At 61.4% G+C, this 23447-nt stretch carries 14 protein-coding genes; 10 read left to right on the top strand and 4 right to left on the bottom strand.

Going from position 1 to position 23447, the window contains the following annotated elements:
* The 3 genes from U5K31_12470 to U5K31_12460 form a co-directional block, all read left to right on the top strand.
* The coding region (locus U5K31_12470; GenBank protein ID MDZ7773537.1) for a hypothetical protein at positions 1-3560 on the top strand (3560 nt) is incomplete at its 5' end.
* An 87-nt stretch (positions 3561-3647) separates the two neighbouring features.
* A complete protein-coding gene (gene rnr, locus U5K31_12465) occupies positions 3648-5828 on the top strand; it encodes a ribonuclease R (protein MDZ7773536.1) in 2181 nt (726 codons plus the stop codon).
* A 26-nt stretch (positions 5829-5854) separates the two neighbouring features.
* Complete coding sequence (locus U5K31_12460; GenBank protein ID MDZ7773535.1) at positions 5855-9247, top strand: hypothetical protein; 3393 nt, start codon at positions 5855-5857, stop codon at positions 9245-9247.
* A gap of 17 nt (positions 9248-9264) precedes the next feature.
* On the opposite strand, the gene U5K31_12455 is transcribed toward U5K31_12460, so the two are convergent.
* The 4 genes from U5K31_12455 to U5K31_12440 are packed head-to-tail and all read right to left on the bottom strand — an operon-like array spanning position 9265 to position 13405.
* Positions 9265-10692, bottom strand: coding sequence for a DUF5103 domain-containing protein (locus tag U5K31_12455; protein ID MDZ7773534.1), 1428 nt, complete (start codon positions 10690-10692; stop codon positions 9265-9267).
* Positions 10679-11518 carry a diaminopimelate epimerase gene (gene dapF / locus U5K31_12450; protein MDZ7773533.1) on the bottom strand — a complete coding sequence of 280 codons (840 nt, stop codon included), beginning with the start codon at positions 11516-11518 and terminating at the stop codon, positions 10679-10681. Before dapF ends, U5K31_12455 begins: the two co-directional genes overlap by 14 nt.
* A gap of 3 nt (positions 11519-11521) precedes the next feature.
* Positions 11522-12724, bottom strand: coding sequence for an AAA family ATPase (locus U5K31_12445; GenBank protein ID MDZ7773532.1), 1203 nt, complete (start codon positions 12722-12724; stop codon positions 11522-11524).
* A gap of 21 nt (positions 12725-12745) precedes the next feature.
* Entirely contained in the window at positions 12746-13405 is a 660-nt protein-coding gene (locus U5K31_12440; GenBank protein ID MDZ7773531.1) for a heme exporter protein CcmB, read from the bottom strand.
* Between the two features lie 132 nt (positions 13406-13537).
* On the opposite strand from U5K31_12440, the gene U5K31_12435 reads away from it, so the two are divergent.
* The 7 genes from U5K31_12435 to U5K31_12405 all read left to right on the top strand — a co-directional run bounded on the left by U5K31_12435 (position 13538) and on the right by U5K31_12405 (position 23445).
* A complete protein-coding gene (locus tag U5K31_12435; protein ID MDZ7773530.1) occupies positions 13538-14002 on the top strand; it encodes a PTS sugar transporter subunit IIA in 465 nt (154 codons plus the stop codon).
* A gap of 67 nt (positions 14003-14069) precedes the next feature.
* Complete coding sequence (gene dacB / locus U5K31_12430; protein MDZ7773529.1) at positions 14070-15554, top strand: D-alanyl-D-alanine carboxypeptidase/D-alanyl-D-alanine-endopeptidase; 1485 nt, start codon at positions 14070-14072, stop codon at positions 15552-15554.
* Positions 15555-15573: 19 nt separating this feature from the next.
* On the top strand, positions 15574-16944 hold the full coding sequence (locus U5K31_12425; protein ID MDZ7773528.1) for a sigma-54 dependent transcriptional regulator: 1371 nt from the start codon (positions 15574-15576) through the stop codon (positions 16942-16944).
* A gap of 18 nt (positions 16945-16962) precedes the next feature.
* A complete protein-coding gene (gene folD / locus U5K31_12420) occupies positions 16963-17853 on the top strand; it encodes a bifunctional methylenetetrahydrofolate dehydrogenase/methenyltetrahydrofolate cyclohydrolase FolD (GenBank protein ID MDZ7773527.1) in 891 nt (296 codons plus the stop codon).
* A 276-nt stretch (positions 17854-18129) separates the two neighbouring features.
* Positions 18130-19809 carry an ATP-binding protein gene (locus U5K31_12415; GenBank protein ID MDZ7773526.1) on the top strand — a complete coding sequence of 560 codons (1680 nt, stop codon included), beginning with the start codon at positions 18130-18132 and terminating at the stop codon, positions 19807-19809.
* 104 nt (positions 19810-19913) lie between these two features.
* Positions 19914-22547, top strand: coding sequence for a M20/M25/M40 family metallo-hydrolase (locus tag U5K31_12410; GenBank protein MDZ7773525.1), 2634 nt, complete (start codon positions 19914-19916; stop codon positions 22545-22547).
* A gap of 40 nt (positions 22548-22587) precedes the next feature.
* Complete coding sequence (locus U5K31_12405; protein ID MDZ7773524.1) at positions 22588-23445, top strand: mechanosensitive ion channel family protein; 858 nt, start codon at positions 22588-22590, stop codon at positions 23443-23445.
* Positions 23446-23447 lie beyond the last annotated feature (2 nt).

The following is a 23447-nucleotide window of genomic DNA, read 5'->3' as shown; positions in this document are numbered from 1 at the left end:
GCGGCACGGCCGATTCGCTGGGCGCCGACCTGGCCCTGGAGAGTTCGCACTACGGCTCGCTCGCCCTGGAGGGGGGAGTCCGTACGGCACCGCCCCACCGCTACGCCCTCACGCTCGAGGGAAGGGATGTGGACGCAGCGCCCCTGCTGGGTCACCCCGGCGACAGCACCCGGATTAATTTTACCTCGCGCCTGGACGGTACCGGTTTCCGTCTGCAGGAGGCTGTCTCCGAGATCTCGGCCACCATTACCGACAGCAGGCTTTACGGCGTGCCCGTCGACTCCCTGGTCTTTCGGGCTTCCCTGCAAAGCGGAGAGCTTAGTCACAGCTACGACTGGCGGGCGGGACGCCAGTCGGTCAGCGGCAAGGGATCGGTCACCTTTACCGGTCGCGAGCCGGCCTTCTCCCTGCAGGGGGGTGCGGGCGACCTCGACCTGGCGCAGCTGCTGCCCGGGGGCGGGGCGCCGGTCACCCGGCTCAACCTGGACTACAACGTGGCGTTCCGCGGCACCGGCCCCGACAGTCTGCAGGGTCAGGCCAACCTGGATATTGCCCGCTCGGCGGTGGCGGGGGACACCCTGGAGCCGCACCAATTTTACGTGGATCTGAACCGCCCGGACTCCGAGCGCCGCAGTCTGCGGCTGACCAGCACCTTCCTGGACCTCACCCTCAATGGCACTATCGTGCCCTCCCGCATCGCCGCAGAGATGCGGTTCTGGGCGGACCACCTCCCCAGGCGTTTCCGCCGGGAGGTGATGATGTCCGACTCCGCAGGCGTGCAGGATTCGACGGGAAGATTGCCGGTCTTAAACCCCGGTCATACGCTCTCCCTCGACGGTACGGCACAGGTAAAGAATGTGGGCATGCTCCGTTCCTATGTTCCGGGGCTGCCTGAGGTGAGCACCGATGCCTCTCTTGAGTTCAACATCAACACCAGCGGTCCCACCCTGCTGCTGAGCGGAACCTTGGATGCGGACAGCCTACGCTGGGGGGAGACACGCCTGCGTAACGGCAATATGCAGGTGACGGCCAATGTCCGAAGCGACCGCCCCTTCCGCGATTACGCCAGCCTGGAGTTTCAGTCTCATGTGGGGACGTTTAGCAGCGGGGCGCTGGAGCTCGATTCGGTGGTCACCCGCCTGACCGCCAACGGCGACTCGCTGGGACTGACCCAACACGTTGGCCAGGTAGGCGGGGAGGCCCGTCTCGACCTGGCCATGTCGGCTGTATTGGAGCCGGACCGCCTGGAGGCCGCCGTGGAGCGTTTCCAGCTCGGTAACGAGGAGTATGCCTGGCGCAGCGAGGAGCGTCCCACCCTGGTCTACACCGAAGGAAGGGAACTCTTCTTCAACGATTTCGTCTTCCGCAACCGCGAGGAGTTCATGAGGGTCAGCGGAGTGATGAGCCCGGATCCTTCGCACGCCCTGGAATACACCATCCGCAACGTCAACCTGGCACGAATTTCGTCGCTGGTGCAGGGCCAGCTTGGGTTTTCCGGCCAGCTCAACGGCGACCTGATCACCCGTTCCCTCACGCGCCAGCCTTCCGTGCAGGGTGAGCTGCGCGTGCGCCGCCTCACCCTGGCCGACCGCCTGGTGGGCGACGTGCATTTCAGCAGCCGCCTCAATGAGGAAGACTCGCGCTTCGATACGCGCATCGAAATACTGACCGACTCCACGCGCTATGCCGACTACCTGGAAGCCAACAACCAGATAGGGCAGGATATCGTGCTGGACGGCTGGTTCGTGGCGCCCGACCTTAACGCCCCGCAGGATACGGTATATCACTTCGACGCGCAGTTCAATGAGGTGGATCTCTGGGTGCTTTCCCACATCGTCAATCCCATCAACCAGGTGGAGGGACGCGCCAGCGGGAGCGGCTGGCTCGCCGGAAATCTGCGGGATTATGACTTTCATGCCGATTTCGAGCTTCGGGATGTCTACCTGAAACCCTCTTTCCTGGAGACCGAATACTATGCCAACGGTCCGGTGGCCTTCGACCGGCAGGAGGGCGTGGTGCTTGATTCACTGGCCCTCCGCGATACCCGCGGAGGTACCGGCCAGCTCTGGGGAAACATCGACCTAAACGAATTTCGTCCCATCACCTATCTCGATCTCACCTTGCAAATGGACGGACTGCGATTCCTGAACAACAGCTTCGATCCCGACCTGCCCTTCTACGGGGCTGTGGCAGGCACGGGCACGGCGCGGATCAGCGGCTCCAACACCAAACTTCTGCTGCGCACTGAAAGTCCCATACAGGTAACCTCCGATTCGCGCATCACCGTCCCCCTCCTGGAGGAGACCGAGCTGAGTGAGTCCGGGCGCTTCATCCGTTTCGTGGATTCCTTCGACCAGCGCGACCCGGATGCCGCGGAGCTCGAGCGCGGTGAGGTCGACACCGGTCTGCAAGGAGAGGCCTTGCAGACCGCCATTGAAAATCTGACCTTCAGCGAGCGTTTCAACCTCGATCTGCAGTTCAACGCCCCAGACGGGGTAAATGTGGACCTGGTCTTCGACCGGGTTACCGGGGAGGCCCTCTCCTCGAGGGGCACCGGGCAGATCCGTCTCACCATGCAGGACGAGGAGGTGCAGATGTTCGGGCGCTACGACATTACCGGCGGAACCTACCGCTTTGTGGCCAGCGACGTGATCAGCCGCGAACTGGACCTGGAGCAGGGGGGCGACATCGTCTGGCAGGGCGACCCCGCCAATGCGCAGATGAATATCAGCGCCGTCTACCGCGCCCGCCCGGACATTTCCCTGCTCAACTACCGCGGCACCGGGCTGCCCGATGGGGGACTGGGAGAGGAGACCGGCCGACGCGTGCCCGTGGAGTTGGTGGTGGAGATTACAGGCACCGTCAGCAGCGTGCGCAACAACTATTTCTTCCGCATGCCCAACTCCCTGGACCTCTCCTCCAACTCCACACTCTCCTATACCATCAGCCAGATCAACCGCGACGAACAGCAGAAGCTGCTGCAGGCCGCCAGTATTCTGCTTACCGACCGTTTCATCCCCGTGCAAAACACCGATCAGGCCACCACAACGCTCAGCCAGAGCCTCACACGCGGTTCCACGGTGCTCAACCCCCTGATTTCCAACCAGGTGATCAGCCCGTTGCTTTCCAACCAAATAAACTCGTTATTAAACAGTGAAGTCAGCCGCTTTGATATTGATTTCAACCTGAATACCTACAACCAGATCGATCTCGGGATCGCCCTGCGGCTCTATAACGACCGCCTCATCCTCAGAAGGGAGGGACAGATTACCGGAGAGACCTCCATTGGAGACCGGATTGGCGATCTCAACGCCACCTACCGCATCCGCAGGGGACTTTCGCTCACCGCATTTCACCGACAGGACCAGGTTTTCGGAACCGCGGCCACCGGCTCTCAGACCACCGACGTCACGCCCAGCGTGGACGGCATCGGCCTGGAGGCGGAGGTGCAGTTTAACACCTGGCAGGAACTCAAGCGGCGCATAGGAGACTTCTTCCGCGCCATCTTTGGGGGAGATGATGACGAAGAGGAAAACGACGAAATTGCACAACAAAAATAAACGTTACCAACAACCTCCGACTTCCAGACTTTTCGACTTTTCGACTTTACGACTTTACGACTTAATAACTTTAAGACTTTTTAAAAAATGTCCGACCGAAAAAAGACCTTTGAACGTATTATTCTGGAGCTGCTTCGCAGCAATCCGGATTCCCAGTATCCCTTTGAAACCCTGCAGAATGTTCTTCAGGTGAAGGGCAAGAAGGACAACCAGCATCTGAAAAGCGTCATAAACAGTCTCTACGACCGCAACCTTATCGTCAAGCGCAAAGGGGGGGACCTCCAGCTGGCCGACAACCGCAAGAAGCGGGGCGGCGGGAAGCGCGACGGCAAGATCGTGACCGGCAAGATGGACGTGAGCCGCCACGGCACCGGCTATCTCATGGTGGAAGACCGCGAGGAAGATGTCCGCATAAATGGCAAGCACATGGGCACAGCCCTCAAGAACGATACCGTCAAGGCGGAGATTCTCACGGACTCCGGCCGCGGAGGACAGGCCGAGGGCAAGGTGCTGGAGGTCATCGAGCGGGGAAACAGCATCTTCGTGGGTACGCTGAAACGCCAGGGCAAGAAGAACTGGCTCATTCAGCCTGACCAGAACTCCGCCCACACCGATTTCTTTATCCTTCCCCAAAATGTGGACGGCGCGCAGGACGGCGACAAGGTGGTCTTCGAACTGGTAGACTGGGTGCATCCCAGGTCCCTGCCGGAGGCCAGTATCGTACAGGTGCTGGGCAAGGCCGGCACCAACGACAGCAACCTGCTCTCCATCCTGGCCGAAAACCAGATCAAGGCGCCCTTCCCACAGGAAGTCGTGGACTACGCCGAGAACATACCCATGGAGGTCCCGCAGAAGGAGATCGATCGCAGAAACGATCTGCGCGACGAGGTGATCCTTACCATTGACCCTGACGACGCCAAGGACTTCGACGACGCCATCAGCATCGAGGTGCTTCAAAACGGCAACTTTTACCTGGGAGTGCACATCGCCGACGTGACCCACTACATGCCGCGCGATTCCGTACTTGACCAGGAGGCCTACAATCGCGGCACCAGCGTCTACCTGGTCGACCGCGTCATTCCCATGCTGCCCGAGAAACTAAGCAACGGGGTCTGCAGCCTGCGTCCCCGCGAGGATAAGCTTGCCTACTCCTGTTTCATGGAGATCACTCCCGACGGCAAGCTGGTGGATCATTCTATCGAGGAAACGGTCATCCACTCCAATCACCGATTTACCTACGAGCAGGCCCAGGAGGTCATTGACGGCGAACGCGACAGCGAATACGCCAAGCAGCTCAATACGGCGGCCAAATTGGCGCAGGTACTCTTGGACAAGCGCTTCAGCGAGGGCAGCATCAACTTTGACACGCCCGAGCCTAAATTCATCCTGGACGAGAACGGCAAGCCCATTGACGTGAAGATCAAGGAGCGTCTGTTCGCCCACCGGCTCGTTGAGGAGTGCATGCTCATGGCCAACCAGACCATCGCCCGCCACATCGACATGCTGCGTGAGCGCTCTGGCAAGAGCCCGAAGGACAAGGACAACCACCCCTTTCTTTACCGCATTCACGACATGCCCGACCTGGAGAAACTGCGCAACATCGAGGAGAACGTGAAGCCCATCGGCATCAGCTTCCGGGTGGACAGCCACACGGTGAGTTCCAAGGCCATCAACACCTTGCTCAACGACGTGGAGGACACCTCCCTGGAGCTCACGGTCAACGACCTCATGCTGCGGGCCATGTCCAAGGCCGAATACCATCCCGACAACATCGGACACTTCGGACTGGGTTTTGATCACTACGCCCACTTCACCTCGCCCATCCGGCGTTATCCGGACGTGATTGTACACCGCCTGCTGAAAGCCTACGCCGCAGGCAAGCCGGGTTACCGCCACACGGAGCTGAAAAAGCAAGGCAGTCATTGCAGCGAAAAGGAACGATCGGCCATCAACGCCGAACGCGACTCCGTCAAGCTCAAGCAGGTGGAATACCTTAGCCAGCACCTTGGAGAGGACTTCGACGGGGTGATCAGCGGGGTGATCGAGGCCGGCATCTTCGTAGACCTAAAAGATCTCCACTGCGAGGGCATGGTGCGTGTAAGTGATTTGAATGACGATTATTACGTCTATGATGAGAAGCGTCACCTGCTGCAGGGCCGCAATAAGGGAAAAAAATACCAGCTCGGAAAAGAAATTCGGGTTAAGGTCGTTAAGACTGATGTAGAACAGCGCCAGATCGACCTCAAACTGGTTGACGACGGTTCCTAATTGCTCTCGTAATGTAGACATCTCCTATGACATCCATCCGACGGCCTCTTTCCGCACTCGCGGGCAGCCTAGCGCTAGCCCTCCTCCTGCTGCTTTCTTCAGCTCTGCCGGTCCAGGCCCAGTACTTCTCCTTCGGGAAGAACCGGGTGCAGTACACCGACTTTGACTGGCGCTACATCCAGTCGGAGCACTTCGATGTCTTCTACTACGATTCGGAGAACTACGACCTGGCCAACTTTACGGCCAGGGTGATGGAGTCGTCGCTGCGGCAGATTCATGAGGATTTCGACCATCAGATCATCGACCGCATCAAGGTGGTGGTCTACGACTCCCACAACGACTTCTCGCAGACCAATGTGGCGGCCCTCCCGGTCAACGCCGAGGGCATAGGCGGGGCGACCGAGCCCTTCAAGAACCGCATCATCATGCCCTTCAGCGGGAACTACGACGAGTTCCGGAGCACCCTGCAGCACGAGCTGGTGCACGCCGTGGTCAACGACATGTTTTACGGGGGCAATGTGCAGTCGCTGGTCAGCGGACGCGCGCAGCTGCAGATTCCCAACTGGTTTGACGAGGGGCTGGCCGAGTACATCTCCGTGGCATGGGACACCAACACCGACATGTTCATGCGCGACGGCTTGCTCAACGACTACATGCCGGCCATCAACCAGCTTTCTGGTTACCTGGCCTACCGGGGCGGGCAATCCATCTGGAACTTCATCGTGGAGGAGTACGGACGCCAGAAGATCGGGGAGATCCTCCACGGGGCTCGTGCCACCCGCACCATTAACGGCGCCTTCCAGCGCGCCCTGGGCATGAACATCGAGCAGCTGAGCGAGGCCTGGCACGACTACTACCGCAAAATCTACTTTCCCGAAGTGGCCCAGCGCGAGGACCTCGACAACTTCGCCGAGCATATCACCGAACGCGGCAAACTGGGCACCTACAACACCTCCCCGGCCCTCTCCCCGCAGGGCGACAAGATCGCCATGATCACCAACCACCGCGGATATTTTGACGTGGTGGTGGTCAGCGCGGTGACAGGCGAAGTGCTCAAGACCCTTATTTCCGGGCAGGACAACGTAGAGTTTGAGGAACTGAACATCCTCAACCCCAACCTCACCTGGTCCCCCGACGGCTCGCAGATCGCCCTTTCAGCCAAATCGCAAGGCAAGGACCACCTGGCCATTGTGGACTATCAGACCGGCAACAAGCAGTTTGTCGAATTTCCCGAGCTGAGCGCCATCGGTTCGGTGTCCTGGTCTCCGGACGGCTCCAAGATCGCTTTTGACGGGAACATCGGTCCGCTTCAGGACATTTTCGTCTACAACGTGGAGGAGCGTAACTTCATCAACGTGACCAACGACGCCATCACCGATGTGCAGCCCGCCTGGGGTGCCGACTCACAGACGATCTATTTCACATCCGCGCGTGGCGACAACCTGCAGCTGGGCACCTTCCTGAACAACGCTGACCTGCTGAGGTCCGACTTCATGTACACCACCGATATCTATTCGGTGCGCGTGGGCGAGGAGCGCGTCACGCGGCTTACCAATACGCCCGGCTGGAACGAGGATGAGCCTGTGACCACACGCGACGGACGCCTGATCTACATTTCCGACGAAAACGGCATACGCAATGTCTTCGAGATGAACCTGGACGACCGCATCTCCACACCGCTGACCAACCTGCTGACCGGCGTGCAGCAGATCTCGGTGAGCTCCGACGGCACCCGCCTGGCGGTGGCCAGCATCAACGAGGGCTATACCGACATCTTTCTGGTCAGGCAGCCCCTGACCCGCGCCCGCGGCCAGGAGCTTCAGCCCAACCGTTGGGCGCAGCGCCGCGCCACAGAGAGTTACGGGGAGCGAGTGCCTGCCATTCGCTACGTAAAGCAGATGTTTGGAAGCAGCGGGGAGCTGATTACCGGATCGGGCGATGCCGTGGAAACCGACCCGCGTACCGGCGAGGCGATGGCCGATGCCGGGCGTCAGGCCGACGACACCACCACAACCGACACCACCGGGCGGGACGCCAGGGGCAATATCGATTTTCGCAACTACGTCTTTGAGTCGTCCGTATCCCAGGACACCGCCTTTACCGCACAGTACCTGGACGACTCCACCTTCGCACCCATCAACAGCCAGACCGAGGACGGGCGTTTTCAGCCCAAGGACTACCGTCTTCGCTTCACGACCGATCTGGTCTATTCCGGCGGAGGCTTTTCCACCTACTATGGCGGATACGGGATGACGCAGATCGTGCTGTCCGACCTGCTGGGCGACCACCAGATCGTTTTTGGCAGTAACCTGGTGCTCGACCTGCGCAACAGCAACTACTATCTGCAGTACGGCAACTTCAAGGATCGCTGGAACTGGCAATACACCTTTTTCCACAACGCCAGCAGCTACCAGGGCTTCAGCGGGCAGGTGTACCGCTTCCGCAACTACGGGCTGGGCGTGTCCGCGCAGTATCCTATCGACCAGTTTCGCCGACTTGACTTCAGCCTGTCGGGTATTGGACTCGCGCAGGATTTCAGTGTCGTCGGTCAGGACGCCACCACCAACAACAGTTCGGAGTTCCTCTACCCGCAGATCATCTTCACCAGTGACCGCACGCTGGCCGGCTATACCCACCCGATAGGCGGCTCCCGCTATTCGTTAAGCCTGACCGGATCTCCCCCCATCACCGGCAATACCCTGCACTTTGCCTCCCTTCTGGGCGATTTCCGCAAGTACTTCAACCTGGGAGCCGGATACTCCGTAGCCTTGCGTGGCGCCGGAGCGGTATCGCTGGGACGTGACTCGCAGACCTTCTTTATGGGAGGCATGCAGGGGTGGATCAATCGGCGTTTCAACTCCGAGACCCCGCTGCCCCTCGACAAGCTGGGCGATACCTTCATCACCCTGCCGGCCCTGCCGCTGAGGGGACACGCATACAACGCCATATACGGCGACAAGTTTACCATGACCAACCTGGAGTTCCGCTTCCCGCTCTTCGCGGCCATCCTTCCGGGTCCCATTCCCTTCCTGCCGCTCTACAACATGCAGGGCGTGGCCTTCTTCGATGCCGGCATGGCCTGGGGAAAGGACATTGAATTTAGCGTGCCGCTCTCCAACGGAATGCAGTTGCCTTACTTTACGAACGACGGCGACTTCGACTTCCACGTGCAGGAACGGGGTACGAAATACTATGACAACGCCACAGGAAATGTCGTAGACAACCTGCCGGATGAACCCGAGGACGAGCGCTACTCGCCGCTGCCCTTCAGGGACGGCGACGTGCTGATCGGCGCCGGCTTCGGGCTGCGCACCATCGTCTTCGGACTGCCGCTGCGGTACGACGTGGGTTGGCCCTACTACTCCGACGGATTTGCCGGCAAGCCGGTACACTACATCTCTCTGGGCCTCGACTTCTAGAGGGAAGGCCCGTTCATTCAGCGGTTCAGCTTTGCCTGCAGCAGGCGGTCGTGGCCGCGGACGGGGTCGGTGTAGTAGACCAGGGCGAGAATTTCGTGGGGCGCCTCGCCGGTCGACGGAAGGGGCCCCACCGAACGCACGTCTCCCTCCGGCCCGCGCAGCAGGTAGGCGTAATGCCATGCCCCCTCCTTGACCAGGGCGCTGCCCCTCCAAAGTCCCTCGCCGGCATCCCAACGCATGCGGTGCCGCGGCTCCAGCCGCCACCCGTTGAAATCGCCGGCCACGAAGAGCGTCACTTCTGCGGGCGTTGATGCCGATGTCTTTCCCAGCCGCCACTCCTTCCCGCCGGGCTCCAGTGAGAAATCCACCTGCAGGTAGTCGGCCGCGCGGTCGGAGGAGGGTCCCTCGTCAAGAGAGCGGCCGGGATCTCCGGAGGGCGAAGTCCTGGGGAAGGATTGCAGGTCCCGCTCGAGGGTGACCCGGCGCGGAACGGTGTCCCGCCGTACCTGGCGGATCTGAGGGTTGCCCGCGCCGAAGCCGCCGTCCAGGCGCAGGTCGAGGCGTCGGCGAAAGTAGTTGTCGGGCCATGCCGCTTCGCGTTCCTGGCGAAAGCGCACCGCGTTCGGGGCCGTACGATCTTGAACGCCCGCCCCGGTGCGACGTCCCCAGAGCAGGTCGGGCACCCATACCGCGTGCAGGTCGAACTGCGGGAAGGAAATCCCGTCAGGGTAGCGATAGTCGCTGAGAGGCAGGGTGGCCCTGAGGTTCCCGCGCGTGGCCGAGGTGAAGAGACGTTCCGTAGCGGCGGTCAGCTCACCTTCGTCTTCCGTTACCAGCAAGGGCAGGGAGAAGAGAAGCTCCCCGCCGCCCGCCTCCGAAACCTCCAGCAGGTAGTTGCCGCTCGCCCTGAAAGTCCCCAGTGGCCCGCCCGATCCTATCACCATGCGGTGGTGCACATAGGAAGGAGGTCCCCCGGTGCTGGTACGCCCGCCTCCTGCGAAGGCTTCGTGGAAACCGTCCACGTACTCGTAGGGGGAGAGCGTGCTCCGCTCCCAGTCGCGGTTTCGGTGGGTCAGGCGCAGATGGAAGCGTTCGGAACCGCCGCCCAGCCGGTCGAAGGAGAGGATGAGGGCGTCGTCCGTGCCCAGCCTCACCACGGGCGGATGGGAGGGACGGTCTGCCGGATGGAGCCGCAGGGAGGCGATGTCGCCGGGCGGGGCCACAAGGAAGGCGGGGGCGTAGGGCGCCAGGCCGGCTGGACCCTGCCATGCGTGTGCGTTGGAGCTGTTCGTATGCCCGGAACCGGCCGTTCCTTCGTCGGAGCCGCCTCCTCGCAGCGGTACGCATCGGGTGAGGGCCAGAAAAGTCAATACGGCGAGGAGTGCGGGAAGGGCGGAGCGGCCTGCAAGTCCTGTCGCGCGCCCCCCGGTCTCAGTCCAGCACATAGCTGCCCTCAAAGACCGCCCTCGCGGGACCGGCAAGTTCGATATCCGTGTAGTGTTCCTGCTCGGCGTCGTAGCGGAAATGCACGTACAGGCGCCCCCCGGGCGCGCGCACCTCGCAGGTGTCTTCGGTATTGGGCGACTGCCGCAGAAAGTGCCAGACCAGGGCGGAGGCGATGGCGCCGGTGCCGCAGGCCAGGGTGAGGTCCTCCACCCCCCGCTCGTAGGTCTGCATGCGCAGCACGCGGTCTTCCAGGGAGGAGATGAAATTCACGTTGGTTCCGGGCGGGTTGAAGGCGTCGTGGTTGCGCAGTTTCTCACCGGTGGTGCGCAGCCAGCCCTCGTCGTCCAGACGGCGCTTGGAGATGGGGATTACAATATGTTCGGTGCCCGTGTAGGTCTTGTAGACCTTCCAGTCCTGCGACAGTCTCACGGTCTCCACGCCGGCCTCAACCGGGAAGGCGATGTGGACGCGGTCGCGGCTCTCCACGCGGGCGCGATAGAGGACGTCGTGCACGTTGAAGGCAAGCTCGTCTTCCATGCCCAGGCGGTGGGCCAGCAGGGCCAGGCAGCGCGCGCCGTTGCCGCACATGCCGGCATCGGAGCCGTCGGCGTTGCGGTAGAACATGGTGCAGTCGGCCTCCTCCATGTCGGGCGCCTCCAGGGAGATGACCCCGTCGCCCCCGATGCCGAAGCGGCGGTTGCACAGGCGCGGGGTCCATTCGATGATCTGCTCGCGCTCCCAGCGCCCCTCGCGGTTGTCAAGCACCACGAAGTCGTTGCCGGCTCCCTGCATCTTGGTAAACGGTATGTGCACGCGGGAACTCACGGGTCAGGCGGAATAGGCCGGGAGGTGGCGCCAGGGCTCGTTGGAGGCGATGGCAGGGTCCTTGCCACGCATCATCCAGGAGAAGCGAAGGGCCAGCACGGTAAAAATGTACTTGGACTGTACGTTCTGGAGGACCATGGGCTTGCAGCGGCCCACCTCGGCGATCATCTCCTCGAGACGGGCTTCAGGCATGGTTTCGCAAAAGCGCCCGATCACGTCGATCTGGTCGGCGTTGGTGACCAGGCTCTTGCGGCCGGTGTCACGGTAGACCATCAGGTCGCGCAGGAAGACCTCCAGCACATTCAGCAGGGCGAGCTGCCCCTCGCGGTTGCGCTCCGACTGCCAGTTCTGGGCGGTGCGGGTGAGGGCCACCGCATCCTGCGTGTAGGAATCACGCAGGTATGTCACAATGGAGGCGCGGGTCTCCTTCAGGGTCTCCGCGTCGAAAAAGCGGGTCATGGCATAGTTGCCGCCCGAGACGCGGGCCAGGTACCGGGCCTCCTCCTCCGGGAGGCCGTCGTTGCGAATGAGCGCCTCCTCGATTTCGGCGGTCTTTAGGGGACGCAGCTGCAGATGCTGGCAGCGCGAGATGACGGTGGGCAGCAGGGCCTCGGTGTTGCGGGTGGTCAGCAGGAAAATGACCTTCTCGTTGGGCTCCTCCAGAAGCTTTAGAAAGGCGTTGGCCGCCTCCGTGCGCATGTTCTCCACGTCGGTGAGCACGATGACCGTCTTTCGTCCCTCGTTGGGCTTGAAGAAAGCCATGGGCCGAATCTCCTCCCGAAAATAGCGGATAGGATAGAAAGCCTGTTTGTTGGAGGTGTCCTCCGTATCGCTGAGGGAGGGGCGCAGGCTGAAGTCCACCACCTCGTAAGGGTCGTCGCGAAGCAGCTCCAGGCGGGCCCGAAGTTCCTCCACCGACACGCCGGTGGGCACCGGCAGGAAGACGTGTACGTCGGGGTGGGTGAACCAGCTCGATTTGCGGGAGAAGGCCTGTCCGCCCAGGTCTGTCAGGTGGTCCACCCCGTTGAGCAGCTCGGCGAAAGCGAGGGCGAAGGCGGTCTTGCCCACGCCGGGGGGACCCGAAAAGAGATAGGCGTGGCTGATGCGTCCCGATCGGACGATCCGCGAAATTTGCTCGCGCGTCTGCTCCTGGCCCACCAGCCGGCGGTCGCCGAATTGGAACTGCATGTCGGAGTAGTCGGTCATGGGAAGGTAAAGTACAAGCTTTCAGTCAAAAATATAGTCAAAAAGTAGGATCCCGGCGGTAACCGTGGCCCCGGCGAAGCCGAAAAGGGCCCAGAAATCGCCCGCATATTCGGGCGTGAGTCCCTCGATAAGGGCGGCCCGGGTGGCGCGCACCAGCAAGAGCACCAGGGGGAAGAGCAGGGGGAGGCTGATTACGGAGAATATGGCCCCCTTGCGGTCGGCCTGTGAGACGATGGCGGCCAGCATGGTGGACACGGCCGAAAGCCCGGCTGTGCCCAGCAGCAGCACCAGGGCCAGCGCGCCTCCGTCGGCCACCGGCATGCCCAGAAGGAAAATATAGAGGCCGAAGGTGAGTACGTTCACGGCCAGTGCGAAGCAGAAGTTGTAGAGCAGCTTGCCCGCGAAGACCTCGGAGGCTCGCCCGTGCAGTCGCAACAGATCAAACGTGTGCCGGTCGGTCTCCGCCACAAAAGCCCGTGAAAGGCTGGAGAGGGCGGCGAAAAGAATGACGATCCAGATGAGCCCGCTTTTTGGAGTGGGGGGGAGCTGCTCGGCGCGAAGCGCGTAGAGGATGAGCAGCAGGCAGGCGGCCACGAAGGCCAGCACGGTGTTGATGGCGTAGCGCGAGCGCATTTCCGCCTGCAGGTCCTTCCAAAATACCGCCGTTATGCCGCGCAGCATGTCCACGGAAACAGTTTACAAAAATTGCGGCACAAGTTATATGTCATCCGGCGAGGGCGAGCGGTGAACCGTGAATGAGGAAACACTTTTTACGTTGTTGGAAGACGGCCACGATTCCTATATTTGGCTCCTATGAATATTGTGAGTTTGTTGAATACGAGCAGCGTGCTGCCCGGCCTGAAGGCGGGAAGCAAGGAGGAGGTGCTGGAAAAACTGATCGATACCTTGAAATCCCAGGTGAATCCCGGCGAGCTGGAGAAGATTCGCGAGGCCGTGATGGAGCGCGAGCAGATCATGTCCACCGGCGTGGGCAAGGGGCTGGCCATACCACACGGCAAGGCGGCCGGCATCGAGAACAACTACGCCGCCTTCGCCCTGCTCGAGGAGCCGGTGGACTACCAGTCCATCGACGGGGAGCCGGTCTCCATGGTTTTCCTGCTGGTGGGCCCCAAGGGCAGCAACAGTCTGCACATCAAGACCCTCAGCCGGATTTCCCGGCTGATGAACAACGCCGATTTCCGGCGCCGGCTGGAGGCCTGCGATGACGCCGCGGAGATCCTGGAGGTCTTCGAAGAGCAGGAACAAGTTCGTTCCTGAGCCGTAATCGGTCCCAGCCCCGGCAACGCCGGATCAGGGCCATCCGAACGAATAGCCAATCCTACCCATGCATTGTAACGCACACAGGCTGAGCGGGGCACTTGCGGTCCTGCTGCTGGCGGCGGCCGCGGCTCTTCAGCCCGCGCAGGCGCAGGAGCATCCCGGCATGCAGCTCTCGGAAGACGTGCAGCAGATGATTGAAAACAGCCGCGCCGCCAACGCCTGGTGGTCGGTGATTGTCACCGACACCACCGGGAGGGTGCTGGAGTCCTACTACCCGGAAAAGCTTATGCGGCCCGCTTCCAACCTGAAACTGCTCAGCACAGCGGCGGCCCTGGATCAGCTGGGACCCGACTACCGCTTCGAAACGCGCGTCTGGGGCATAGGCCACCAGCAGGACAGCACCTGGATGGGCGACCTGGTGGTGGAGGGGCGCGGCGATCCCACCATCAGCGGCCTGTTCTACGATGAACACCGTTTCCACGTCTTCGAGAAGTTCTACAGCACGCTCGACTCCCTCGGCATACGCCGCATCCGCGGCAACCTGGTAGGCAACGACGCCTATTTCGAGCGTCAGGTCTATCCCAAGGGCTGGAGCTGGGAGGATTTGACCTACTATTACGGGGTGGAGATAAGTGCCCTCTCCTTTAACAACAATGCGGTGGACCTGCAGGTTTTTGCCGACCGGCCGGTGGGGGAAAAACCGCGCATCCAGTGGTTCCCCTTTGACACCGATTACGTCACCTTTGTCAACGAGCAGGTGATCACCCCGCCCGATACCGAATTCGACGAGTTCTACCGTCGGGAGCTGGGCACCAACATTATCACGCTGGGCAGCAAGGTGCCCCGCAACCACTATGAGGAGGAGTCCCTCGCCGTGCACAACGCCTCCCTCTATTTTATGGATACCTTTCTGGAATACCTGCGCGACGGGGGGATGACGGTCGACGGCCGCATGATCCTGGAGCACCAGCCGAGGGACTTCGAGGGCGATACCTACACCCTGCTTACACGCCATCGCTCCCCGCCGCTGCGACTCATCTTGCAGGAGACCAACAAGGAGAGCAATAATTTCTATATGGAAATGCTCATGAAGACCATGGCCGCCGAACGCTACGACGAGCAGGGAAGCACGGAGCTGGGACTGGGCCTGATCGAAAATTTCGCCCACGAGATGGGCATGGATACCACGCGCGTGGAGTTAACCGATGCCGCGGGCATGTCGCCGGCCACCCTGCTGACGGCCGAGGACCTCAACCGCCTGCTGGTGGGCATGCAGTCCCATCCGCACTTCGACACCTGGCGAAACAGCCTGGCCATCGCAGGGGTGGACGGTTCCATCAGCCACCGCTTCCAGGGCACGCCCCTGGCGGGCAACCTGCGCGGGAAAACCGGTTACGTCTCCGGGGTGCGCGCCCTCAGCGGCTACCTGGAGGCCGCCTCCGGCCGTCCGCTGATTTTCACCATGATGACCAACCACTACACCGCCAGGACCACCTACCTGGATTGGCTGCATGAGCGCATCCTGCGCCACTGGTACGAGGATTACTAACCCGCATCCCGACCCGCGAATGGCCCCCAAGGCGCACATACTGATAACGGACGACGAGAAGAGCATCCGCAACTCCCTGCGTGAGATCCTGGAGTTCGAAGGCTACGCCGTCCACGAGGCCGAGAACGCCGGCCGCACCTTTGAGGTGCTGGAGGAGGAGACCGTCGACCTGCTTCTGCTGGACATCAAGATGAAAGGCATGGACGGCATGGAGGTGCTTGAAAAGCTGGGGGAGGACGACCGGGAGCTTCCCGTAATCATGATTTCGGGCCACGGGAATATCGAACTGGCGGTGGAGGCGACCAAAATGGGGGCCTTCGACTTCATCGAAAAACCGCCTGACCTGAACCGCCTGCTGGTGAGCGTGCGCAACGCCCTGGACAAGGGCGAGCTCAGCCGTAAAAACCGCCGCATGCGCTCCCAGCTGCACCAGGTACCGGAAATCCTGGGCGAGAGCGAGGCCATCGCCGAAATAAAAAACCTGATCGACAAGGTGGCGCGCACCAGCTCGCGGGTGATGATCAGCGGGGAGAACGGCACCGGCAAGGAGCTGGTGGCCCGCTGGATCCACGAGAAGAGCCGGCGCCCCGACGGACCCTTCGTGGACGTGAACTGCGCCGCCATCCCCGAAAACCTGCTGGAAAGCGAGCTTTTCGGCCATGAGGAGGGTGCCTTCACGGGGGCCACGGAGCGGCGCATCGGCAAGTTCGAGCAGGCCGACGGCGGCACCCTTTTCCTGGACGAGGTGGGCGATATGAGCCTGGAAGCCCAGGCCAAGGTGCTCCGTGCCCTGCAGGAACATGCCATCACCCGCGTGGGTGGCAACGAAAGCATACCGGTGGATGTGCGCGTGCTGGCCGCCACCAATAAGAAGCTGGAGGAGGAAATCGACGAGGGCGCCTTCCGCGAGGACCTCTTCCACCGCCTGAACGTAATCCCGGTGGAGGTGCCGCCCCTGCGGCGCCGCAGGAAAGACATCCCTGTGCTGGCGCGGGCCACCCTGGAGCGGCTGGGGGAGGAGGACATCGTCTTCTCCGGCAAGGAGTTTTCGGAGGAGGCCCTGGAGCTGCTCAGCGAGCTGCCCTGGTCGGGCAACGTGCGCGAACTGCAGAACGCGGTGGAGCGTTTGGGCCTGCTGGCCGAGAACAGCACCATCGGGCGCGCCGACGTGGAGGCCCTCAACCTGGCCGGACGCAGCGGGGAGGAGCGCCTGGAGGCGATGATGGACGACCGCCAGACCTTCCAGCAGTTCAAGGAGGCGGCCGAGCGCGCCTTCCTGCTGCGCAAGCTGGAGGAGCACGGATGGAATATTTCCCAAACTGCCGAGGCCATCGATATCCAGCGCAGCCACATGTACAACAAGATGAAGAAATACGACATCGAACGATAACCAAACCAACAGCCACGCATGTCAGCAAAGATCATCGACGGAAAGAAGGTAGCCGGAATTACACGGGACGAGGTGCGCCGGGATGTGAAGGACTGGACCGCCGCCGGCAACCGTCCGCCGTTCCTGCAGGTGATCCTGACCGGCAACGACCCCGCATCGGACGTCTACGTGGGGGCGAAGACGCGCGCCTGCAAGGAGGTGGGCATTGAGACCGGCACCCTCCGCCTTCCCGACACCGTCTCCGCCAAGGAGCTTAAAGGGACCATCCGCAAATTCAACGACGACGACTCCGTGGACGGCATCCTGGTGCAGCTTCCCCTGCCGGTGCACCTGTCGTCGCACGACGTGATCGAGGCCATCGATTACCGCAAGGACGTGGACGGCTTCCATCCCATGAACATCGGCCGGCTCACCGTGGGCGACCCCTGTTTCCGCTCCTGCACGCCGGCGGGCATCTTCGAGCTGCTCAAATACTACAGTATTCCCACCAAGGGGCGCCATGCGGTGGTGGTGGGAGCCAGCAACATCGTGGGCCGGCCCGTCTCCACCATGCTCTCCAAGGAAGATTCCGGGGGGAAGGCCACCACCACCATCTGCCACAAGTTTACCAAGGACCTCACCCAGCACACCATATCGGCCGACCTGCTGGTGGTGGCCGCCGGGCAGCCCAACCTCATCCGCGGGGAGATGGTCAAGGAGGGGGTGGCTGTCATCGACGTGGGCATCAACCGCGTGGCCGACGAGAACGCCGAGAAGGGCTACTCGCTGGTGGGCGACTGCCACTTCGAGAGCGTCAGCGAGAAAGCGAGCTGGATCACGCCCGTCCCCGGCGGGGTGGGTCCCATGACCGTGGCCATGCTCATGAAGAACACCCTGCTGGCCGCCAAGAAATCGATCTACCCCGACTAGGGCTTTCTCCCGCTGCCATCCCGCGCTGTAGTCATTTCATCGGCCCTTTCTCTGAGTGTCCACAAAGTCTTGTCTCACCCCTCTCATCGGCCCAAAAAATAAAGTTGGCCGTAATATTAAAAAATCTTAATATTTCGCCGATTGATCACGGATCAATAGGTTGTAAAGGGTTTTTATCCAATATCAGCGGCTTTAGGAGGGACACCCATGTCCAAACTGACTTCATTTTTTCAAAAGCATTCCGTCCGGATTTCCAGTTTTCTTCTGGTGATCTTCGTGGGATGGTCTGCGTATATCATCTGGCAGGTTGACCGCGGCCGAAAGGGCGTGAACGATCGCATCGAACTCATTACCCGCATAGGGTGGGTCTCGGGCGAGATTAAAGAAATGGGAATCTATCTTGAAAGCGACTCGGCCCAGACCCAGCAGCATGTCGAACGCTATTTCGAGGAACACATGGATCGCATCGACCGGCAACTGGGCCTTCTTCAGGATCAGGAGCTGGTCGATATTCAGGCACTGATGGGCCGGGTGGACTCCGTGTTTCATTCCCTTGACTGGGCGGGTCAAAGCCGGCAGGAACTCCGCTCTGCGGATATGGATGTTCAACTGCTCCAGCTTCTGGAAGATATGGATGATGCCAACACGCTTGTGGGCATCGCCATCGGCCGATGGAGCAGCCACGTCAATTCCTATTGGAATCAGTTGTACTTCCTGGTATTCATATCCTGTATGCTGGGCCTGGCGTTGACATTTATGGTCAGGCGCCAGAGAAAGAGTACCCAGGCCCTGGAGCGAGCCCGTGACGAGGCGGAAAAGGCCGCCCGCATAAAATCCGACTTCCTGGCGATGATGAGCCATGAAATCCGTACGCCCCTGAATGCGGTCATTGGCATGTCGGACCTGATCATGGAAACCGAGCTGGACGACGAACAGGAGGAGTATGTCCGAACGATCAAAATAGGAGGGGAGAACCTGCTTTCGATTATCAATGACGTGCTGGATTACTCCAAGATGGAGTCGGGAAGGATGGAGATTGAAGAGGAGTCCTTTGACCTGTCAGAACTGGTGCAGGACGTATTCGATCTCTTTAAGCTTGAGGCCGCCGAAAAGGATTTGAATACCGCCTGGCAGATCGCACCAGATGTCCCCTCCCAGATTGTGACTGACAAGGTCCGTCTGCGGCAGGTATTGCTGAATCTGATAGGGAACGCCTTGAAATTCACCGAGGAGGGCGAGGTACAGTTGAACGTTGAGAATTGCGGTCAAAAAGGGCCTGGGCAGTGCATACGTTTCGCGGTGAGCGACACGGGAATCGGCATTTCCGAAGAAAAACAAAAGGAACTATTCCAGTCCTTTTCCCAGGTGGACAGCTCGCGTACACGCTCTCATGGCGGAACGGGACTGGGCCTGGCCATCTGCCGCAGTATCGTCGAGATGATGGGAGGTGAAGTTGACGTCGACAGCAGGGAAGGGGAGGGATCCACCTTCTATTTTCACATCATGGTGGATGCGGAGGAAAAGCCGCGCACGATGGTCAACGGAGCAAATAACACCGGGAGTGAGATGCCTGCGGGCGAAGCGGGCTTGCCCGTGGATTCCTCCATCCTGGTGGTGGAGGACAACCGGATCAACCAGCTTGTAACCCAGAAAATGCTGGAGAAATTGGGATACCAGGCGGATGTGGCCTCAAACGGTCTGGAAGCGGTGGAAGCCGTTGGCCGAAAGCATTACGAGCTGGTATTCATGGATCTGCAGATGCCCGAAATGGACGGCTTTGAGTCCACAGCCAGGATACGGTCCATGCTTAACGGCGAGGGGAACAGGACCCGGATCATCGCGATGACGGCAGACACGCAGCCTCTCGTCCGGGAGAAGTGCCTTCAGTCCGGCATGGACGACTACTTGTCCAAGCCCGTCCAGATGAATGATCTACGGCAGGTTGTAGACAAGTAACTGATGGCACAGGAAGTCTAGCACAACCCGCGGGTGACAAAGGGTATTGGCATTTGTGCCGGGGATGGCGCATCTTTTCCTGAAACCCAACTCATTCCATATCCATGAACGCTGTACGCTCCCTTACTCTCCCCTTGTTGCTCATCCTTTTCACCTCCGCTTCCGCCCTCGCCCAGGAGGACGGCATGCACGACATGCTGCACGCATCCGCACCGGACGAAATCTACCAGGGCGCCCTGGACGACTGGCACGAGGGCCACTACCCGCAGGCCCTGCATGCCTTCCGGCACCTGCTGGAGGGGGAGGAGGCCGGCCGTTTCTTTGAGCGTATCGCCCTGAAGACCGGCGAACTCTACCGCGTGACCGAATTGAGCGAGGACGGCACCGATATACGTTTCTCGGACGATGGGCGGTATGCCATCTGGCAGCGGGAAGGCGAGGGGGGCATGCGCACCTGGGTGCACGATCTCTCAGGGTCTTCAGAATCCTTCGCTGTGGAGGGCGAGGACGTGCAGCTGCTGGCAGGTGGCGCAGTTATCTACCGTCGCGTGGCGGACAATCAGGCCGTGCGCTCGGCCGGGGAGGTGCGCGACGAGGCTATCGAGCAGGCGAGAGCGGAGAGCAACTGGGATCTCTGGCGGAGCGCACAGGCCGACTACGATGCGGTGGTTCGCAGCAACACCCTGCTACTCTACCGTGAGGGACCGGGTGCGCCCGAACGCGTCCTTACCCCGCAGGGCTACGCCATAGGAGAGGTGATTTCCTCACCCGACGGGCAGACGCTCTACTTCACCGGGCAGCAGGAGGGGGAAACCTACCCTCTGGTCTACACCATGGAGGCGGGTAACGGGCAGGTGCGCACGCTCACCGGGCAGGACAGCTACGAAAGCGAAATGAGGCTGGCCGGCGGGGGACGCTTCCTGGTCTTCGGCTACCAGGAACAAAATCCCTTCGATCCCTCCTCCGACGCACCCGCGCAGACGCCGGGCTGGACCGGGGCTTACGATCTTCAGACTGGAGGACTCTTCAAGGCGGAGGGCGAGCTGGTGGACGCTTCCCGTGAGGGCGAGCGCATGCTGCTGTCCCGTGAATCAGACGGGGCGACCTCCCTGCTGACCTCGGGACTGCGCGTAGGGGGACCCGCCGTCACCGAGATCACCTCCACCGACCTGCCGCTTACCGATGCCACCCTCTCGCCCGGCGGCACCCGTGTGGCCTATGCCTTGCAGGCAGAGGACGACTATGAGATTTATGCGCACAACGCCGACGGCTCCGGGGAGCGCAAGCGCGTGAGTCGCGAGCTGCAGCACGACCGCTTCCCGGCCTTCCTGGATGAAGACCGCCTGGTGGCCGCCAAGGGTGAGGGACGTCACCGCCGTTCCTTTCTCTACAACTTGCAAAGCGGGGAATTGCAGAAACTCTTCCACAACAACACCCTGCGCACCATCGCCCCCGAATACGAGTGGGCGGTGCATCCCGACGGCGACCGCCTGCTCATCGTGGCCGAAAGGGACGGAGACACCATCTCCCCGGAGCGGGGCGTCTACCTGCTGGACCTTTCCGAGCGGATCACCCAAGAGGAGCTCCTGGCGCGCATCAACCGCAACATGGAGCAGGAAGAGGCGCTGCGCACCAAGGGCGACCGCCTTTACGAGCAGATCGCTGACCGCGTGTCGCAGGTTACCGGCCAGATCTCCCTCCGCCGGATCTACCGCTACGAGGAGGACCTCTACCGTTTCGATTCCAAGTACATCACGCAGCCGGGCAACGACAAGGCGGCCGAGTACATCTACGAGGCCTTTCAGTCCTTCGGCTACGAGCCCGACTACCAGTGGTTCTCCCCCGAAGGCCGGGAGGTGTACGGGGGACGCACCGCCAACGTTCTGGCACGCCTGGAGGGCACCACCCATCCCGAGCTGGTCTACGTGATCAGCAGCCACTACGACTCGGTGGAGCGGGGCCCCGGGGCCGACGACAACACCAGCGGCACGGCGGCCCTGCTGGAGGCGGCGCGCGTGCTGGCCGACCATCCCATGCCCGCCACCATCATCTTCGCCGCCTTTACCGGCGAGGAGGCCGGGCTGCTGGGCAGCCGGGAGTTCGTGCGGCAGGCCCAGGAGAGCGGCATGCAGATCGTGGGCGCCCTCAACAACGACATGGTGGGATTTGCCAATAACGCCCGCCTCGACAACACCATCCGCTACTCCAACCCCGGCATTCGCGACATCCAGCACAACGCCGCACGCAAATTCAGCCGGCTGGTGACCTACGACGCCCTCTACTACAAGTTCACCGACGCCCACGCCTACTACGAGGCCTACGGGGACATTGTGGGCGGCATCGGCTCCTACCCGGTGCTGGGCAGCCCCTTCTACCACCAGGCGAACGACAATCTGGAGACCATCAACCACCAGCTGGTGGCCGAGGTGTCGAAAACCACGGCGGCCACGCTCATGCTGCTGGCCTCCTCCCCCTCGCGGCTGGCCGACCTTCAGGTGCAGACCCTGCAGAGCGCCGACCAGTACCGCCTGAGCTGGGACGCCTCCCCCGAGAGCGACATTGACCACTACCTGGTGGAATATGAGTCAGACCAGGCCGGCGTGCAGACCGCCACGGTGGAAGGCACGGAGATCACCCTGGAAGACCTGGCGCCCGGATCGGAGGTGCGCGTGAAGGCGGTTAACCGCCACGGCATGGAGGGATGGGACTGGGCCCGGGCCGGGGTTCCCGCGCGGTAATGGTTCTCGACGCTCTTTATCACCTGAATTTCGCGGCACCATGCTAGATAATCTTGCCAACGCCTTCCTGGAAGAACTGCAGCAGCTGGTGGACTTCCTGCCCGAGCTCCTCTTCGCCTCCCTTGTCCTGCTGGCCTTCTATGGGCTGGGACGCCTCCTCGCCAAGGGCGCGCACCGGCTGATCCTTCGCAGCAGCATGCCCAGCGCCTACCATCCCTATTTCGTGACGCTTATACGTGGACTGACACTGCTTGTGGGAATCATCGTCTTCCTGAACATGATCGGATACGGCACGCTGGCAACCAGCCTGGTGGCGGGCGGGGGACTCACCGCGGTGGTGCTGGGCTTTGCCTTCAAGGACATTGGCGAGAATTTCCTGGCCGGTTTCTTCCTGGCGTTCAGCCGTCCTTTCAACACCGACGACGTCATCGAAACCGAGGGGGTGCTGGGGAGGGTAAAAAGCATCCAGCTGCGGCATATTCATATTCGGACCGCCGACGGATGCGACGTTTTCGTACCCAGTGTCCAGCTGTTCACCAAACCGCTGCACAATTACACGCTGGACGGGCTCCGACGCGGAAGCTTTACGGTGGGCATCGACTACGGAGACGACGCCCGGGCGGCGGCAGATATGCTACTGGAGGTGACCCAAAATACGCCCGGGGTGCTCGGGGATCCGAAGGCGTCCGTACAGATCAAGGGATTCGACCCCAATTTTGTGCAGCTCCAGGTCTTCTTCTGGATTCGTTCGACCGACCAGGAGTTGACCCTCACCAGTACGCGCTTCGAGTTGATGAACAACTGCCGTGAGGCGCTCCAGAAGAAGGGTTATACCTTCAGCTCCAGCGTGACCACGGCGGTGGAGATGCGTCCGGTGGAGGTAAGCCTGAACCGCTGACC

The sequence above is a fragment of the Balneolaceae bacterium genome (genome assembly GCA_034521445.1).
Classification (GTDB): Bacteria; Bacteroidota; Rhodothermia; order Balneolales; family Balneolaceae; genus JAXHMM01.
This window is presented reverse-complemented; position numbering and strand designations above follow the sequence as displayed.